Annotated in this window: 21 protein-coding genes; 5 read left to right on the forward strand and 16 right to left on the reverse strand. The window is 31.5% G+C overall.

Going from position 1 to position 18,279, the window contains the following annotated elements; genetic code table 11:
* Positions 1 to 36 precede the first annotated feature (36 nt).
* Positions 37 to 504, forward strand: coding sequence for a hypothetical protein (locus LPB88_RS16850; RefSeq protein WP_230716804.1), 468 nt, complete (start codon positions 37 to 39; stop codon positions 502 to 504).
* 67 nt (positions 505 to 571) lie between these two features.
* Here the strand turns inward: LPB88_RS16850 and LPB88_RS16855 are convergent, their stop codons facing one another.
* The gene (locus LPB88_RS16855; RefSeq protein ID WP_370635859.1) at positions 572 to 2,050 is read right to left on the reverse strand and encodes an ATP-binding protein; all 1,479 of its coding nucleotides are present in this window, start codon (positions 2,048 to 2,050) and stop codon (positions 572 to 574) included.
* 290 nt (positions 2,051 to 2,340) lie between these two features.
* Positions 2,341 to 2,520, reverse strand: coding sequence for a hypothetical protein (locus LPB88_RS16860; RefSeq protein WP_230716806.1), 180 nt, complete (start codon positions 2,518 to 2,520; stop codon positions 2,341 to 2,343).
* 826 nt (positions 2,521 to 3,346) lie between these two features.
* Here LPB88_RS16860 and LPB88_RS16865 point away from each other — a divergent pair.
* Positions 3,347 to 3,994: a hypothetical protein gene (locus tag LPB88_RS16865; protein ID WP_230716807.1), complete on the forward strand. Its 648-nt coding sequence runs from the start codon at positions 3,347 to 3,349 to the stop codon at positions 3,992 to 3,994.
* 478 nt (positions 3,995 to 4,472) lie between these two features.
* Here the strand turns inward: LPB88_RS16865 and LPB88_RS16870 are convergent, their stop codons facing one another.
* Entirely contained in the window at positions 4,473 to 5,597 is a 1,125-nt protein-coding gene (locus tag LPB88_RS16870; protein ID WP_230716808.1) for a nuclear transport factor 2 family protein, read from the reverse strand.
* Between the two features lie 271 nt (positions 5,598 to 5,868).
* On the reverse strand, positions 5,869 to 6,618 hold the full coding sequence (locus LPB88_RS16875) for a DeoR/GlpR family DNA-binding transcription regulator (RefSeq protein ID WP_230716809.1): 750 nt from the start codon (positions 6,616 to 6,618) through the stop codon (positions 5,869 to 5,871).
* Between the two features lie 85 nt (positions 6,619 to 6,703).
* Here LPB88_RS16875 and LPB88_RS16880 point away from each other — a divergent pair, with 85 nt between their 5' ends.
* Complete coding sequence (locus LPB88_RS16880) at positions 6,704 to 7,237, forward strand: 5'(3')-deoxyribonucleotidase (RefSeq protein WP_230716810.1); 534 nt, start codon at positions 6,704 to 6,706, stop codon at positions 7,235 to 7,237.
* An 88-nt stretch (positions 7,238 to 7,325) separates the two neighbouring features.
* On the opposite strand, the gene LPB88_RS16885 is transcribed toward LPB88_RS16880, so the two are convergent.
* From LPB88_RS16885 to LPB88_RS16940, 12 genes are all read right to left on the reverse strand, one after another.
* Complete coding sequence (locus LPB88_RS16885; protein ID WP_230716811.1) at positions 7,326 to 7,799, reverse strand: DUF1097 domain-containing protein; 474 nt, start codon at positions 7,797 to 7,799, stop codon at positions 7,326 to 7,328.
* A 20-nt stretch (positions 7,800 to 7,819) separates the two neighbouring features.
* On the reverse strand, positions 7,820 to 8,293 hold the full coding sequence (locus LPB88_RS16890) for a hypothetical protein (RefSeq protein ID WP_230716812.1): 474 nt from the start codon (positions 8,291 to 8,293) through the stop codon (positions 7,820 to 7,822).
* Positions 8,294 to 8,694: 401 nt separating this feature from the next.
* A complete protein-coding gene (locus LPB88_RS16895) occupies positions 8,695 to 8,859 on the reverse strand; it encodes a hypothetical protein (protein ID WP_230716813.1) in 165 nt (54 codons plus the stop codon).
* Positions 8,860 to 8,934: 75 nt separating this feature from the next.
* Entirely contained in the window at positions 8,935 to 10,284 is a 1,350-nt protein-coding gene (locus LPB88_RS16900; protein ID WP_230716814.1) for a GH1 family beta-glucosidase, read from the reverse strand.
* Between the two features lie 215 nt (positions 10,285 to 10,499).
* Positions 10,500 to 10,709, reverse strand: a complete 210-nt coding sequence (locus tag LPB88_RS16905; RefSeq protein WP_230716815.1) for a hypothetical protein — start codon at positions 10,707 to 10,709, stop codon at positions 10,500 to 10,502.
* A 26-nt stretch (positions 10,710 to 10,735) separates the two neighbouring features.
* On the reverse strand, positions 10,736 to 11,146 hold the full coding sequence (locus LPB88_RS16910) for a hypothetical protein (protein WP_230716816.1): 411 nt from the start codon (positions 11,144 to 11,146) through the stop codon (positions 10,736 to 10,738).
* Between the two features lie 206 nt (positions 11,147 to 11,352).
* Complete coding sequence (locus tag LPB88_RS16915; RefSeq protein ID WP_230716817.1) at positions 11,353 to 11,526, reverse strand: TM2 domain-containing protein; 174 nt, start codon at positions 11,524 to 11,526, stop codon at positions 11,353 to 11,355.
* A 3-nt stretch (positions 11,527 to 11,529) separates the two neighbouring features.
* Positions 11,530 to 12,132 (reverse strand): PH domain-containing protein, encoded by a 603-nt coding sequence (locus tag LPB88_RS16920; protein WP_230716818.1) that lies wholly within the window; start codon positions 12,130 to 12,132, stop codon positions 11,530 to 11,532.
* Between the two features lie 12 nt (positions 12,133 to 12,144).
* Positions 12,145 to 13,200, reverse strand: a complete 1,056-nt coding sequence (locus LPB88_RS16925) for a type I restriction endonuclease (RefSeq protein WP_230716819.1) — start codon at positions 13,198 to 13,200, stop codon at positions 12,145 to 12,147.
* A gap of 164 nt (positions 13,201 to 13,364) precedes the next feature.
* Entirely contained in the window at positions 13,365 to 14,033 is a 669-nt protein-coding gene (locus LPB88_RS16930) for a response regulator (RefSeq protein WP_230716820.1), read from the reverse strand.
* A gap of 6 nt (positions 14,034 to 14,039) precedes the next feature.
* Positions 14,040 to 15,503, reverse strand: a complete 1,464-nt coding sequence (locus tag LPB88_RS16935) for an ATP-binding protein (protein WP_370635860.1) — start codon at positions 15,501 to 15,503, stop codon at positions 14,040 to 14,042.
* Between the two features lie 293 nt (positions 15,504 to 15,796).
* A complete protein-coding gene (locus LPB88_RS16940; RefSeq protein ID WP_230716822.1) occupies positions 15,797 to 15,988 on the reverse strand; it encodes a hypothetical protein in 192 nt (63 codons plus the stop codon).
* Positions 15,989 to 16,322: 334 nt separating this feature from the next.
* On the opposite strand from LPB88_RS16940, the gene LPB88_RS16945 reads away from it, so the two are divergent.
* Positions 16,323 to 17,372, forward strand: coding sequence for a hypothetical protein (locus LPB88_RS16945; protein WP_230716823.1), 1,050 nt, complete (start codon positions 16,323 to 16,325; stop codon positions 17,370 to 17,372).
* A 247-nt stretch (positions 17,373 to 17,619) separates the two neighbouring features.
* A complete protein-coding gene (locus LPB88_RS16950; protein ID WP_230716824.1) occupies positions 17,620 to 17,952 on the forward strand; it encodes a lipocalin family protein in 333 nt (110 codons plus the stop codon).
* The last annotated feature ends 327 nt before the right edge of the window (positions 17,953 to 18,279 follow it).

Raw genomic sequence — 18,279 nt, forward strand, 5'->3', positions numbered from 1 at the left:
CTAATTTCTAAAATAAAAAATCTATTATATTATTATATGAAAAAAATTACTCTTTTAATAATACTATTTATTCTCACTTCATGTACTTATTTCAAGCATGAAAATGATAAATTACCTGTAAAATTATTACCTGTAAAAGCTAAAAGCCGAGTTGAATTTAAAAGAGGTGAAGAAATGTCTAATCCGAATAACATTTTAGAATCTAAAATTCAAACATTAGAATTGGATTATGCTGTTTTTAGTTGTGGTTGTGCAAATTGGATAAAAAAAGAAGACCTGGGCATGGAAAAGGGCAGTATAAATAGGGAACATTATATCTTTATCGAAGCTAAAAATCCAAAACTCGAATTACCGCGGAATTTTGATGCAGTTAAAAGTAGAATAAAAGTTACAGGACAATTTTATAAAAATAAAGATTATCCAAAAGGAATGATACAAGGTGAAGAATATCTGGAAAGAGCAAAAGTTTTTAGATATAACAAAATTGAATTGACTACAAAATAAACGGTACACAACTACTAATACAACGGATTTGACGATAGACTTTATAAAAAGTCGAAATAACTTTCCCTTATTTCGGTATGGATATTTTTGCTCTAAACCCTTTACCAGGTTCTGTGTCAAAATCTATAGTCCCTTTAACAGCCTGAATACGGCTTTCCATGTTTTTGAGGCCATTTTTTGCAATCTTTGTTTTTTCGCAGCCTTCACCGTTATCAGTATAGTTTATTAAGATTGATTTTGGATCATTTTCAAATTTTATTACAACTAGATTTGCGTTACTGTGTTTTTTCATATTCACCATTAATTCCTGTAAAATTCGGCTAATAGTGATCTTTTTGATATCATCAACAATTTCCCAGTTTATATCTTCTAAATTACTAACCATGATATTTCTTTCGCTGGTATTGTAAGTCGAAAGCATTTCTTTTATGCTGTTGGTAAAATCTATGCCAGTTTCAATTCTATTGTTTTCTTTTGAAATTCCTCTCACACGCCCGTAAATATCATCTAATTTTTGAAGTAGATTCTCTTTTGTACTTTCTGTAGATAATGACTGAGATTCGGCAAAAGCAATCACATGATATACATCATTTGCTAATTCATCATGAAGTTTTTTTGCAATTCGGGCTTCGGTATTATACGAAGTCTTAAATTCTATAACCTTGTTTTTGTTTTTATAATAGCGGATTAAAATTGCTATTAAAATGACTAAAAAAATAAAACCAATTGCAAATACAATTCGCAGATATTTGGCTCTTTGTAGTGCTAACAAGTTTTCGGATTTTTCTAAACGAAGTATTACATTTTCGTCTTTTTCCTTTTTAGAGTCGTATTTAATTTTAGCAAACTTGTTTTTAAAGTTATTTCTAATCTTAATAACACTATCGTTTAATGTAAAATATTTTTGTACATATTTGCTTTTTAGGGGGCTGTGATTATTAGAAATTATAATTTGCAGCGCTTCTAATCTTTCGTCAACACTATTTAGTTTTGTGGCTGCATTGTAAGCTGCAAGAGCATTTTCATCTGATTTTTGAACGTCTTTTTTAGCATAGTAATCGGCAAGGTGCAGATAGCTTTCAATACTTCCGTAAGTATCATTAATTTCATTTCTTAGCTGGAGAGCTTCATTCATTGAATCAAATCCTTTTTGGTCCAATCCTTTTTTAAAATAAGCATAACCCAAGTTATCTTGAAATCTGGATTTTTTATTTGCTTTAGTTTTCTCCATTAATATTTTTTTACTTGCAGGAGATTCTAGAAGAAATTCTAAAAGAGTTATTGCTTTATCATATTTTTTTTGTTGAATATAGACAGCCGCAATATTGCCTAAAGGGCCTTGCTTTTCATTAAGATTTTCAGAAGCATTAACTGACTCTTTATAGTAAAAAATTGCATCATTGTAAAGAGAAAGTTCTTTGTCGGCAACGCCTAATATATTATTTATACAACCTGAATAATTATTGAACTTAGCATAAGGTAGTGCTTCAGTTGCTGTTTCTTTACTGCCGTAGTAGTCTCCATTGATTTGCTGAATAGATGCCATTTGAATGAGAGAGTATCCAATATTGACACTGTCTTTTAAAGTTTCAAAAAGTATTTTCGATTTATGAAACTCATAATATGCAGTGTTTAAGTTTTGTTTTCCATAATTTTCATCTGCTTTAACTTGTAAACTAAGTGCCTCTTTTTCTAGAGGTTCTGCATTATTAGTAATGGTCTTTTTTTCATTACAAGAAAAAAGAAAAAAAAGGATGATAAAAGAAAAAAACGGGGACCGTAACATATAAATTTACTTTCCCCGAAAATAGTAATTAATTAGACACTAAAAATATATTATTTTTTTATTGGTGGATTTACAGTATCACCAGGACCATCAGGGTCAGGAGTACCAGCTTGTATAGGATTAACAGTTTTTTCTGTTTTATTTTTTGGCTTGATTTCAGACTCTTCCGGAGTACAAGAAAAAAGCGTGAACAATAACGTGAAAGTTATAAAAAGGAATATTTTTTTCATTTTGATTTAGTTTAAAAATTAGACATGGGTATTGCTGTCCGGACTTTATCCAGGGCTTGTTTATGACAATACCAAATTGATTTTTTGGGGAAGTAGAGTGTGTAGAACCGTAAGACGTTATTTATACTTCCCGATTAAACTCGGTCTTACGATTTTTCACACTGTTATTTAGAACTAGTTTTATTTTTGTTTTATGCTGCAGATAAAACGTAAACTAATTTCTTTGGCAAAGGAAAGGCGCTTTGAGGCCTTTGTTGATAAGGGATTCCCAGAATTCCCGCGTTTTCCCGAGATTCCCAAAAATTCCTTAAAACAAAATATAATGCGCAGTAAATTTTGGTTTGTTTGAATGGATTATTTGAATGTAAAACCAATTTGACCTATATTATAATAGATGCAAAAAGTCCTAAAAAGGTTGTCTTGGACTATTAAAAAAATGATAAAAAATGTAGTATTGAAGAAATTAATATTAGAACAAATGTTTTTTTTCATTTTGGTTTAGATTAAAAATTAGGGATGAGTATTGCTATCCAGAGTTTATCCAGAGCTTGTTAATGGTAATGCCAAGATTGTTTTTTTGGGGAAGTAAAGTATGCAGAACTATAAGACGTTTTTTATACTTCCCGAATAAACTCAGTCTTACGGTTTTTTACACTGTTAATTTGAACTAGTTTTATATTTTTGTTTTAATCTGCAGACAAGGCATGAATTAATTTCTATGACAAAAGAAAGGTACTTTGAGGCCTTTGTTCATAGGAGATTATCAGAATTTCTGCGTTTTCCTGACATTCCCAAGAATTTCTAAAAAAACCATATATACCATACCATGCATACCAAGACATTAGAAGAATATAAAAAAGCAATTAAAATTAAATATGAGATAGAAAAAGAAGGTGAACACTTCGATTATTTATATAGTCCTTCTCGTGGAAAACTTCGTGATCTTTGTTGGCTTATTTTCGAGAATAACCCAACTCAGGATGATTTAAATGTTTTTAAAAATTTATTGTGCTTAGATTTTGATCATACTAAAAAGAATAAGTTTAAGGAGCAAAAAGATAAGTTTAGACCTATTGAGACCTTTTTTAAAGGCGAAACAGATCCTTTGAATATTGATGCAATAAATCTTGCGGCAGTTATAGTTGATTTTCAACCGCGTCCTTTTAAAAAGTTTAATGAAAAGTGTAGAATTGAAGAAGCCAAACAAATTGAAAATGGCCATAAAGCTGAGATAGTTGTTGAAAGTGAGAAAGAAGTCATAGAAGTAGAGGGTTTTGTGAAAAATGAAAATGAAGAGCCGAAAGAGGATCTTAAAAAAGAAAATCTTTCCTTTAATTTTAAAGACATATTTTCTAAAATAAAAGCTCAGAAAATAAATCCGGAAAAAATAATTATGGTTGGAATTGGGACAATAGCTTTGGTTTCTTCAGCATGTCTGAAAAAATTAGATAGAATGATTTCTAAATCTAAATGAAGTTAAGGAGAAGCTTTGCGAAAAATAAAATGCTTGAAAAGATAAAAAGAATAATCTTTTGAGGAGTAATTTAGGGGCTTAAAAAGTTTGTTTTTTGGCATATAGCATCTGTTATTTATACTATAAAGATAAGTAAAATTTACCTGTAAACCTAGTAAATATCAATAAATTAACTGATTTTTTTTGCTTTTTTACAGATAAATTTTCTGGAATTTATTCCCTGTCCAGTATTAATTTTCGGAGCGATAGAACTTGGTTTTTTTCTGATATTTGGATTGCGGTAAAATTGCCTTTTTTAAGTAAGGAGATTTTTAGAAGTTAAAGCTTTAAGACAGTCTAAAAATAAAAACGCAAAGTCCGGAGACTTTGCGAAGTGAAAAAAGGTTAAAAAAATAGAAGATAAGCTAAAGCATAAAGTGATGATTTAAGCTAAATATGCCTAAATTCTCATCTATTACATGCGAGCTGATATTATAAATCATTTACTCGTTTTTGTACTATTTATTAATTCTATAATCTTTAAAGCGACGCCGCTTGACGATTGAAAATTTTGTCCGGTGATGATTCTTCCGTCGGTTTCTATATGCGAGACCTCACCATTTGAAAATTTAAAAGTGCCTCCTCTTTCTTCAATTGTCTTTTGAATTAAGAACGGAAAGTACTTAAAATATTCTCCGTCTTGTTTTTCGAACGAATCCGGGTAACCGCTAATTTTTTTCCCTGCCACTAAATATTTGCCATCATTTGTTTTTAAGTTTATAATTCCGGCAGTTCCATGACAAACAGAAGAGATAATACCTTTATTTTCTTCATATACTTTTAAAGCAATAGTTTGAATTTGTTTATTTTCGGGCACATCATACATCGCAGCTCCACCGCCAACGTAATAAACAGCTTTATAATTTTTTGAATCTGTGTCTTCGGGTTTTTTAGTGTTTTTTAAGGCATACATAAAATCGGGATCAAATAAATATTGCTTTTGCAAAGTGTCGGAGGTGTTGATATACGCTAGAGGAATACTTCCTCCCTCCGGACTTACAAAATCTACAGTGTATCCTGCTGTTTTAAAAGTATCATAGGCATTTACTATTTCAGAAAAACTATTGCCTGTTGCTATAGTTGATTTTCCATAATAATGGGCATTAGAAACAATAAACAAGATGCGCTGTCCTGATTTGTTACTACTTAAACTACTTGCGGTTTTGCTGATTATTTTCCATTCGCCCTGAATTTTTTTGAGTAAAAACAGATCAATAAATTCCACTTTTTTTTCAGGTATTATTATTTCGGCTTTAGCCAAAGCTATATTGTTATACAAATCAACTGAAACAATTCGGCCTATGCGACCATTAAACTGTCCCTGATTGTTTGTTTTAAACCATTTGGCATATTCGCTAACCGGTACAATCCACAAGTCTTTGTCTTTATTACTTAAAAATAGATTGGCTTCTGGATAAAATGCTTTTTCGATGCTGTCAGGTTTGTTGTAAGAAGTACCATCAATGTAATTTTCAATACATTTTTTAACTGACGCTTCTTCTGTTTGCGCCAATAAGCAATCTGGCAAAAATAATAGTGCGATAAAATAGATGATTTTTTTCATAAGCTTTTTGGAATTAAATTTTTCGCAAAGCTATGATTGGTGGAGTTTCAACCGGAATAAATTTATAATTCAGGAGTCCTGATTTATAAATTAGGACAAAAAAATAAGTTTTTGATTAGTTTACAGGTGTTGTTAGAGTAACTTTTTTAAATGTATTAAAGAAAATAATATAAGCTGATCTAAATAGATCAGCTTATAAGTTACCTTTTAATATTATAAAAATATTCGAGACAAGTTTAAGATCAAAATTTAATGGAACTGGGTAGTTTTACTAAACAATAGTCAAACCGGAATCTTTGTACACTTTTAGAACCTCATCTTCAGGATTGATATTCGTTACAAGAATATTAATATCTTTAAGAGGACAGACCAAATAAGATTCGGCGGTTCCAATTTTTTCGATAGAACTCAATGCAATAACAAAATTTGAATTCTGGATCATGTTTCTTTTTATTTGCGAATCATCGTATAAAACTCCTGTAACACCACGATCATGATGAATACTGCAAATTCCTAAAATGCAAATATCCGCTCTAAAATTCCTAAAGAAATCGATCGTATCAATACTGGCAGTGGTAAAAGATGCTTTGCACATTTTTCCGCCGGCAAAAATCAATTCAACATTTGGTAAATCTTCGATCAATGCTGCAACCGGAAAGCTGTTTGTAATGACAGTTATTTTTAGATCGTAGGGAAAACTGGCTACTAAAGCCATAGAAGTTGTTCCGCCATCAATAAATACGACCTGACCGTCTTTTAAGTACGAGATTGCTTTTTGGGCAATAATTTTTTTGTTTTCAACATCGTGGTTTTCTCTAACCCTAAAGTGCAGCGGAATAGGAGAAGGAGCAACTGCGCCTCCGCGGACTGCCTTTAACAAACCTTGATCTGAGAGTTCTTTTACATCTCGTCTTATTGTGTCTTCTGAAACTTTTAGATACCCGCTTAGTTCAAGTAAAGTTACCCGATGCTCTTTTGATAAGTATTCTAAAATTACTTTTTGGCGCTCTTCTTTTTTCATGTGATGCAATTTTATATTGCAAAAATAAGTTAAAATTGCAATACTTTGCAATATTTGCGTAAATTTGTTGCAAAATAAATTAGAAATGAAAAAGAAAACTATTGCTATCGACATGGATGGCGTACTTGCCGACATCGAAGTACAACTAATTGAACATTACAATAAAGCCAATGGAACGGCACTATCAAAAGAAAGTATTCGTGGTTTGGCCGAAGAAGAAGCTTTTAAGGATCGGGCTCTTTTACGTGCCGTTTTAAATGCGGATAATTTTTTTAGAACTTTGCCTGTAATGCCGGATGCGGTTGAAAGTTTACGCCGATTACAGGAGAACTTTGAAATTTTTATAGTTTCTGCTGCAACTGAATTTCCGGTTTCACTTGCTGAAAAAATAGCTTGGCTTGGGGAACACTTTCCTTTTATTAAATGGGATAATATTATTTTATGCGGAAGCAAAAGAATTATCAATACAGATTATATGATTGATGATCATTGTAAAAACCTGGATTATTGTATGGGAAAACCTATCATGTTTACGGCATCTCATAATGTAAATCAAACGCATCATTTAAGAGTAAACAATTGGAAAGAAGCTGTTGAGGTTTTAGAGAAAACCTTATAATTATTTGGTTAAATTTTAAACAAAAAAGCCTTTCGGAAGTCAACTCCCGAAAGGCTTTTTTTAGTTTAGATTAATACTTGCTTTGGTATTATTGCTTTGCTGTTTTATGTTGAATTTTATGAACAGCTGTGTCATTTAGAAAAGCAAAAACAAAACCGAAAAGAAGCGGTACAATTAATTCTAATAAAGAAATAATTTCGATTTTAGGATGAATTCCAAAAAAGACAATAAGACCTAAAAACCATGCAGGAATACTGCTTAAAGTTTTTATTTTAGAAATGTAAGCTAATGATCCGATGAAAATAAATATGGAAACCGGGATGCCAAATTCACCAATATAGGTACTTAAAAATAGGCCGCCTAACTGAATAAGCACTCCCATAAATAAGCCCAGAATAATTTGTATAAATGACAGAGCCGAGTTTTTAATATTTCGGCCAAAAATATAATAGCTTACCCAGGCAATAAACATAACCCAGATTGGCCATTGTGCGGCAAATGAGATAGAAGCAGCAATGGCTCCGAATAGACCAAATAAGATGGCAGTTTGAAATGTTTTCATAGTTTTGATTTTTAGTTGAATTAATATTTTGCTTGTCCGATATCCAGTCGGGTGATTTTTCCTTTTTCGTTGATTTGGAATTTGAAATAGGTCTTGAAATTTCCCCAAGTATCACTGTGGAATTTTCCATAGACAGAAAGAGAGTTGTTTTCTATTTTATCAATAGAAGTAAAGCGTTCGTGACCAATTGCTTTTTCGAAAAAACTTTTGAAGTTTTGCTTATTTCCGTCATCATAAAGCGCTGCATTATCCGTGAACAAACTAAACCAAGCAGTTTTGTCTGCATTTTGTAAAGCTTCAATGGCTTTTTTTACGATTTGATTATTGATGTTGCTAAGATTCATTTTTTCTGATGTTTTAGTAGATTGTCCGTATGTTAGGCAGGTGAGAAAAAAGAGGATTAGTACAGTTTTTATATTGCTGATGTGTTTAATTGTTTGTCCTCTTTTTTCTGGTGTCGTAATTGGGATTGCTTTGTTTTTTGAATTTGCCATAATTTTTAATTGTTCTTCTAATTTGATAGGACAAAGTTATGCGGGTAGTAGAGGGAGATTATTGCAAGAAATAAAGCATTAGATGCAAATTTTAAATATTTAGAATTTGTAACTCTTATTTGATAATTGCTTGGAGAGAAGCAATAAAAAAGCCTGCAAATTTCTATTTGCAGGCTTCAATTTTTATTGAATGTATTAAAATGTAAACTTCTTATGAAAACTAGTGCCATAGTCCAGATAGAAGCGGCATCCTTTTCTTGCTTTCTTTAAGCAAGAAAAGATATAGCGGATAGCTGGAAATAGCTCCTAATTAATAATTAGCTCTTGATTTGTAAACAAAAAGCCTTTCGAAAGTTGACTTCCGAAAGGCTTTTTGTTTTTCTTGAAGGATTAAAAAAGAACTATAAATTAAGGTCGTTGTTAATTTCTACTTCATCAGATTCTTTGTAGAAATTTAATGCTTCTTCAATTTTCTTGCGATCTTTTTTATTTTGCTTTATTAGAAAATAGACTAATAGAACAACGCCAATAATTATGGCAGTTAATACGTAATTATTAATTTCCATAACGATGCTATTTTAAGTTAATTCTAAGGGTTATTTTTGTAAAAATAATCTTTAAATTCTGTTTTTAGCGCTTTTTTAAGATAAAAAATCACGAAACCATAATCCTGAATGTTTAATAGTTCGTTGTTGTGTGTCAAAATCAACATGAATTAATCCGAATCTGGCATTGTAACCTTCAGCCCATTCGAAGTTATCAGTAAGACTCCATACAAAATAACCATCAACATTATAACCGTCTTGTTTGGCTTTTAAAATTTGTTCTAAATGGTCTTGTATATAATGTGTGCGCTTGATATCGTAGACTTTTCCGTTTTTAAGAATGTCCGGAAATGCGGCACCATTTTCTGTAACTATAATTTTCTTTATATTATAATTATTGAATTTTTTAAGAACGTGATAAAGTGCCGGAGGATAAACTTCCCAACCCATTTCAGTTGCTATTACGTTTCTTTTTTCGGCGCTGATTAATTCGGCACCAATATACGGAATCAATAAAGACGCTTTTACAACTTCTCGTGTATAACATTGAAGTCCAATGAAATCAAAGTCAAAAGCGAGATTGTTTAAATCATCTTCTAGGATATAATTGTTGAGTTTTTTTAGCACCGGTAAATCTGCTTGCGGATAACCCAATCCTAAAATAGGCTCTATAAAAGTTCTGTTCAATAAAGTATCAACACGTTTTGCGGCTTCGATATCTTTTGGCGTTTGCGAAAAAGGCTCAATATGTGTACAGGAAAAAGTGGTGCCAATATTTGCTTCAGGAACTAGTTTTCGCAAGGATTTTGCGCCTGCAACAGTAGCTAATGTTACATGATGCATGGCTTTAAGATAATTGGTAATCCCTTTTTTTCCCGGAGCGTGAATGCCCAGAAAATATCCGGCTCCTGTAAAAACAGAAGGTTCGTTGATAACCATCCAGTTTTTGACGCGATCTCCAAAATATAGCGCACAAACGGCGACATATTCTGAAAACCATTTAACAGATTCACGATTGGTCCATCCGCCTTTTACTTCCAGATCATGAGGTAAATCCCAATGATAAAGTGTAATCCAGGGCTCGATTCCGGATGCCAATAATGAATCTATGATTTTGTTGTAATAATCGATTCCTGCCTGATTGATAGGATGGATTCCTGTGGGCATAATTCGTGGCCAACTGATGGAAAACCTAAAATTAGGAATGTTTAATTCGTTTATTAAGTCGATATCATTTTGGTAAGAATTGTAGAAATCGCAGGCAGTCAGGGCATGATGTCCATTTTTGATTTTTCCTTTTTGAGAAGTAAAAACATCCCAGATAGAAGAACCTTTTCCATCGGCATCATGTGCTCCCTCAGTTTGGAAAGCGGCGGTAGAAACACCCCACAAGAAATCTTGTCCAAACTGGTCTTTGTGTAAAAATGAGGTCTCAACTTTATTCATTCAATTGTGCTTTCCTTTTTTAAAATTTGAATTTCTAATATTTTAATGAAGGAAAGAAGATTGCATAGCTCTTAAAAAAAGCCATTCTTTGAATGAAACCAAAAAATTTAGATTGAAGAATTTCATGATATTTAGTTTTATTCAAATTAACAAAACTAATGTGAATTAATTGTAAAGCAGTTATTATCAAATGATTAAATCATGTAACTAGTGCGCTAATCTTCCCAGCCGCAAAGAGTGAGTCCATAACCTTGTGCTTGCGAAATTGATACTTTAGTAACTTCATGTCTGCAGGCAGTTAATCCGCGGCAATTGTCTGTGTAATGGTATTTTTTTGCACCCGTTGGTCCACAAATGTAGACTTTAGTCTCAAGCGGAGAAAATGAAGTCAAGAAGGCAAAGAGTAGGATTGAGCTATATTTCATTTGGGTAAGATTTGGGGTGAATACAATTACTGTACGATTAAGAAATATTCGTTTCCTTTTTCGTCAAAAGCTTTAAGTTTCCCGTTATCGATCCATTCGGTTTTGATGTTGAGTTCCGGGATAGAATCATTGGTTAATATTCCGGCACCATATTTTCCTTCAACATTTATATTCCCAAAAACGGAATCTCCTTTTATGTTGACACCTTTTACATTATAATTATATTCGTAATGACCTGAGTTTCCGGTTCTATATTTATAGTGATATTGCGTATCAACATAGTAGGTTTTGGCTTCTTCGGGAGTTATAACTTTGCGATCGTCAGCAGTAATCACCTCCTTGTAAAATGTATTTATTTTTTGAGCAGGTGGATTAAAAGCTTTTTTACATGAAAGCGTTACAAATACTATAAATAGGATTAAGTAATTTTTTAGCATAGACGTTTTGGTTGAGGTTTTGGTTTTAATAGTTAGCGATAAATCTAAGTAGAATTGGTATTTCTGGAATGCGTAGTTATACGGGATTTATTTACAAAATCTATAAGTGTGTAAGAGAGACACTGATGGCATCTCTCTTCTTTATATATTTTTTCATTTTTGGCTTATTTTAAAAGCCATTATTATACTTTACGTTAAATGAATGATCAGACATAAATAATAGTCCAAAAAACTGAAAAAAAAGCTAAGATTGCGGGAATAAATGTCCAACAAAATAACAAATAAATTACACCTTGAGTAGATTGTCCCAAATAGAATTTATGGATTCCAATTCCTCCTAAAAAAAATGTCAAAAGTGTTGCAGTTAGTTTACTTTTCATAATTTACATTTTTGATAATATTTCTATTTTTTTTGTATCAAATTCTACTTGTGAAATGATTTCACTGTCTAATAATTTCTTCAATTTTTGGAGTATCTCTAGCGGATCTTCTTTTTGTTCTACTTGTTGAGGTATAGAAGTTCCAGCGTTTACTATAATTCCTCCTCCTGCAATTGCTCTCTTATTTTCAAGATCATGTTCGCGTCTGTAGAGAATCATTTCTTCTTCTTTTTGCTGAGCAAATTGATACAATTTTCTGGCTTGAGCTTTTGGTAAATAATCAAGCATATTCATATTTCCTTTAATTGTCTTCATAGAAAAAGTTGCTCCCATAATTCCTTCTCTCATGTGACAGTCTAGTATGTCTTTCCATGCATAATCTTGAAAATCCATTGATAAACCTAAATTTTTAGGTCTGCAAAAAATGATTCTCTTGTTTGTTAAAGCGATACAGTCTGGAGATAAATTTATAGCTGGTTTTTTTTGTACGGCTATATATTCTACTTGTTCGCCTGAAGTAAGTAATCCGTTGACTTTTGTTAATAGTTTTTCAACAGCTTTTGGGTCTTGTTCTTCGTTTAAGAATTTTTTTAGATCGTTTATCATAATGGTTAGTTTTTATTCGGTTTCATAAAGTGCTACAGTATCCAACAATTCTTTTTCGAATTGGTAAATATCATCAATAGTCGAAATTGGTAATTTTGTTTCGTTTTTGTTGTCATTAAAAAGACTGATATATTTTTTTCCTCCATTAAGATGAAGACGACAAAGAGGTTTTCGATTATTATCGTCCAACAGAATCCCAAAATAAGATTGCGTGTCGCGATAAACAATTCGATTTGTTGGAAGTTTACGTCTTAGTATTGCAACAACAATGCGATATCCGTCAAGTTCTTCTTCGCTGGTAATAACTTTACTGTCTTCCTCTAAAGACTCAATTTGTTCGTCTTGCTGTTTAATGGTTTCTTTGGTAAGTGCAGCTTTTAAGCGATCATTTATTTTTTCGCTGATAAACTGATTTAAAGATTTTTGGACTAAATCTTTAAATTCGTCGACCACTTTCTCAGTTAACCTTCCGGTATAAACCTTATTTGCAAAATGTTTTGTGAAATCATTTGAGGGGTTTTCGAGTTCAATATTGATTTGCTTTTTTATTTCCTTAATGTATTTTAAAGCGCTTGCATTTGTAACAATATTATCAACGTTGAAGCTCGACTTATGAAATTTTGCGACTTCGGTAATCGTGGCTTCTTTTAGATTTGTGATGTCAAATTCTAAAAATGGTTTTTGATCCATTTTGTTTTTATCATCTAAATCGGTGAAAAATTGATATTGAATTCCATTTGTTAAAAGCGCAAATCGAGTTTTGGTAACATGAAAATAACGGAATAATTGCGAATTATGTACCGTTAGATTTTCCTTCCAGCTTTTACATTCTACTATTATAATTGGTTCTCCATTTTGAAAGATGGCATAATCTACCTTTTCTCCTTTTTTTAAACCCAGATCAGCAGTAAATTCAGGAACTACTTCAAGTGGGTTAAAGGCATCGTAGCCAAGAATATGTATAAACGGCAATACAAAAGCATGTTTGGTTGACTCTTCAGTCTCAATTTTGCTTTTTAGCTGATCAATTTTATCAGCCAATGATTTAAGTTGAATATTTATTTCCATAATATCTAATTATAGTTAGTATTTTTAGTTTTAATAATTCAAACTTAAACCTATTTAAAATCAGTATTTTACGGAAATCCATAATCTAGAAACTTTTTAAATTTTAGCCATAAAAAAAGCTCCCGAAGGAGCTTTCAAAAATTAATAGTAATAGTATAATGAGATTAAATAATCCCCATATCTTTAGTGATAGAAACCAGATGAGTTGTATTATTTGCTTTAAAAAAGTCTTTTAATTTAGAAAGCCTTTTTTCCATTGCGCTTTTGCTGTTAGGCTTTATGCCTAAGTCTTTAAAGATTTGTATAATTTCATCTTGCGGAGTTCCTGATGATAAATGTTTTAAAATTTTAATGTCAAGATCATCTATTTCAAAGTTGTTTTTTTCCTGAAGTGCGGAAGCAACATCATGAGAAATAAATTTTTGATCTGAAGTTGAAATAATATGAATTGCTTTTTTTAAATCCTCAATACTATTTCGACCTTTTAATACAAAGCCATCAATATCTGCATTATCAAAAAGTGATTTTATACGAAGGCTTTTATCTTCGATCGAATAGGCAATTATTTTAATATAGGGCTGAATCTCACGAACTTTTTGAATTAATTCATCGCCATTAGCAATTTTGACTTCGCGATGATCTTTTTTAAACGAAAGGTCGCTGATTAATAAATCGTATGGTTCATTATCCTGAATAGCTTTTCTGATTTTTAGAAATGCGTCGTCGCAGTATTTTGCATGTTGAAAATTGACAATATCCAAATCTTTTAAAGTTTGTTCGATTGCTAAATTGATATCTCCAAGATCTTCGGCTACAATTACTTTTTTAAACATAGGCTTTTATTTAGGTATTGTTATTTTTACTTTAAAACCTTTATCGGGTTCAGTGTCAAAAGTAATAGTTCCTTTTATTGCCAGAATACGGTTTTCCATATTCTCTAAACCATTTTTTATAATTTTATCTTTTTCAGTGCCTTTTCCGTTATCTGTATAATTAATGAATACTGTTTTTCCATTGCTTTCAAATTTCACCGCTACAACAGAGGCCTGACTGTGTTTGGACATATTGACCATCAATTCCTGTAAAACTCTGTGAATTGCAATCTTTTTTATTTCGTCGATTCCGTCCCAATTTATTTTCTCAATATTTCGTGTAATAATATTTGTTGCACTGTTATTATAAGTTGCCAACATTTGTTTTATGTTATTAGCGTAGTTTTCGCCAGTATCGATATCATTGTTCTCACGGGAAATTCCGCGGACGCGAGAATAAATATCGTCCAGTTTTTGAACCAGAGATTCTTTTACATCTTCTTCTGTCAAAGGCTGCGTTTGTGTAAAAGTCATGGCATGATGCACATCATTGGCCAGTTCGTCGTGAATATTTTTGGCAATTCTGGTTTCGGTGTCATAAGCAGTTTTTATCTTTTCGATTCTGGTTTTGTTTCGATAATATTTTCTCCCGTAAATTAATACACCGAAAAGAATAATAATTCCAAGGATAGAAAAGGTTCTTTGATATTTTGCTTCCTGAAGTGATAATAAGTTCTCGACTTTCTCTAAACGAAGTTTCTGGTTTTCGTCTTTTTCTTTTTTAGAATCGTATTTAATTTTGGCGAATTTATTTTTGAAGTTGTTTCTAACGCTGATAATGCTGTCGTTAATCGAAATGTATTTTTGAGCGTATTTTGTTCCGGCGCCGTTTGATATTAAAAAAGATATTGCTTTTAAACGCTCATCAACACTATTGAATTTAGTTGCAGTTTCGTAGGCTTTTTGGGCGTATTGATTTGATTTTTGAATATCGGTTTGAGAATAAAACTCAGCTAAATGAAGATAACTGCCCACACAGCCATAATCGTCATCGATTTGAATTCTTAATTGTAAACCTTCATTTAAAAATCGAAGACCTTTTTCTTTCATTCCTTTTTTAAAGTAAGCAAAACCAAGATTATCGATAACTCTAGATTTGCTTTTTATAGAGGTTACTTTATCATCAAAAACTTTTTTATTTAAAATAGATTCCAAAGTTTTAATGGCATCGTCATATTTTTTTTGTTTGATATAAACAACTGCAATATTGTTTAAAGGAGATTGTGCCGAAATGGAATCTGTAACACCTTTTACAGCCTGACTGTAATAATGAATAGCATCATTATAAAGAGAAAGTTCTTTATCAGCAATTCCGAATAAATTATTAACTGCGGCAGAATAATTATAATCTTTTTTTGTGTAAGGAAGTACTTCTGTTAAAGTCTCTTTACTACCATAATAATCGCCGTTTATTTGCTGAATATTGGCCATTTGAATTGAATTAAAAACAATATTTGCACTGTCTTTAATCGTTTCAAATATTATTTTAGACTTATTGAAGTAATAAAAAGCACTGTTATAATTGCTTTTTTTAAAATGATCTACTGCTTTTTCCTGTAAAGCAGAGCCGTATTCTTTAGATTTATTGGACTTGATAGGAGTAGGTTTTTCTTCTTTGCAAGAGAGAAAGAGAAGAAAAATAAATAAACAAAAAAACGGGGATCGTAACATAAATTTACTTTCCCCGAATTTAGTAATTAATTGATTATTAAAACTTTTATTTATTATTTTTTTGGTGGAGGATTAACCGGAATTGGATCATCGTCCGGACCTGTAGCATATGAAGGAGAAATAGAATCCTTTTTGACTTCATTTGTAATTTTATCTTTTGTATTTGATTCGACTTCGTCAGCTGTACAAGAGAAAATTGTAAGACTCAATAGCGCGCACGCTCCCAATGTAAATAGTGTTTTCATTTTTTTATGATTTAAAGATTTAACTAAAGGGCCTTGCCGTTCAGAATAGTTCTGAATTTTGTTATGGCAATGCCAGGTTGCTTTGGGAAGTGAAGTGCGTAGATCTGTAAGAGTTATATTTATACTTCCCGAATAAATTTTGTCTTACGGATTTCCGTACTTTTAATTGAACTAGTTTTGTAAATTTGTTTCAATCGCGATATCGAACATGAACTAATTTCTGAGACAAAGGAACAACGCTTATGAGCCTGTATTGACAAGGAATTCTGGGAATTCCTGCAATGTTTAAGCCTTCCTGAAGATTCTTAGTAATTCCTAAAAATTCCCACAGCCTATGCCAAACTTTACTATTGAAGACTATAAAGAAGCTATCAGAGCTAAATATGAAAAGGATATAAATAATCCACTTTCTGATAGTTTGACCTCACTTGGTCAAGCTTATTTGAGAGATTTTTGTTGGCAAAAACTTGAAGGAGAATTGAGCGATGATGATAAGCGGGTTTTTAATTCTTTTTTTGGATGTGAGTTTAATTCTATCACAAGAAATTTATTCAGGGATAGTACAGATAGATTTAGACCTATTGGAACTTTTTTAAGAAGACAAACAGATTTAGCGAGTAGAGAAGCAGTTGATTTAACTGCAATTTTGGTTGATTTTCAACACAGACCTTTCAGAAAATTCAGAGAAAAAGGAATTATTAATTATTTAAAGCATCCTGAAGATTCTATAATTCCAGAATCATCTAATGCGAAAGAAGATGATATAGTTAAAGAAGAGGAAAATGGTAAGAATGAATCGATTAATTCTGGCGAAACAATTTCTAATGATAATATAAAGGAAGAAAACCAAATCAAAGGTTTTGCTGATATAAAACCATATTCAGATAAAGAGAAGGGAGATAAAGAGTTGGAGCAAGTAGAAGTTTTGACTATCATTTCAAAACCTCCAAAAATAAATCCAATTAAAAGTATTTGGGAAACGATTTTACATTTTTTGTATAAATTAAAGAATACTGCAATTGCTACACTGCTTATTTTTGGTTTAATTATTACAGTAATTTATTTTGCTTTTTTTAAGAATGATTGCATGCAGTGGTCAGAAGATCATTATGAGATAGTAGATTGTTCCTCAAAAAATGAAGAAAATTTAAATGAAATAATTCCCCTAAATGAAGAGCTTTTAGATTTTAGAAAATTAAAGGTTTGTGATAGTACTAATTGTTTTAAGAAGGATGGTGAAGCTTTTGTTTGGTATACTAAGACGCCAGATGGGGGAATAGATTTTTTTAGTGGTCACGGCAGGCACCCTGAAAACAGCAGACCACTAAGACCAGTTTCGCACTATATATATAATAAATACTTGAAGGGTAAACCCTGTAAGTAATATTGTTCTTTCTTGTTTTGATAGTTTTGTTTCAGTAAGAAATTACATTAATTAGCGGAGTAATTATGTAAATCAAAGTAAATATTATATAACACCATTATAAGGGGTTGGGTATAATTTAGCCTTATTGAAATAATTAATCTAAAAGAAATCAAACATGAAAACTAAAAGAATATTATTCGGACTATTATTGTGCATCGGGGTTTTTACTATATCGTGTAGCAGTGATGATAATGAGGGAGAAACTTTGATCCCGCTAGAAAGTAAATGGGATCTTGTTAAAGTAGGAACTGTTGTTGACGGAGTGGAAAATTTGACAGATCCACCACAGAATGCGAGCGGATGCCGTAAAGATTATTTAGATCTTAAACTTGATAATACAGCTACTATGGGAGATTATGATTCAACTATTAGTGCTTGTGCATTAACAGAAACTAAAGGGATTTACTCGAGATCACACAACGATTTAACTATTAGTATTAGTGGTACGACCCAAGTTTCGGATATTATGAATCTTACTAATAAGGAATTAAAATTAAAAAATAAAGCTACGGGTGTAATTAGTGTTTATAGCAGATAATTTAAAGCCTGAGACTAATATCTACAAAAAAAGAGCTGTCTTATAGACAGCTCTTTTAGTAAAAAAAAAATCAACAAATGATAGTTTTTTAAAGACATTCTACTTCAGAACTCTGAGGCAGAATGTTCTAATTTAAAAAAAACAAGTAAAAAACGTATGAGTTATTTGCTTATCAACATAAGGGTAAACTTAAGTTATTGCTCATGTTTTTTCTAAATAAATTCATTAGAAGATTGTTAGAATTACATTAGAAGTTTTAATGTTGAAAAGGGGAGTGGCTCATAGCCGGAGAAGTTCGATGACTTGTAAAAAAAATACTCTATAAGA

It is taken from the genome of Flavobacterium sp. JAS (assembly GCF_020991455.1).
GTDB lineage: Bacteria > Bacteroidota > Bacteroidia > Flavobacteriales > Flavobacteriaceae > Flavobacterium.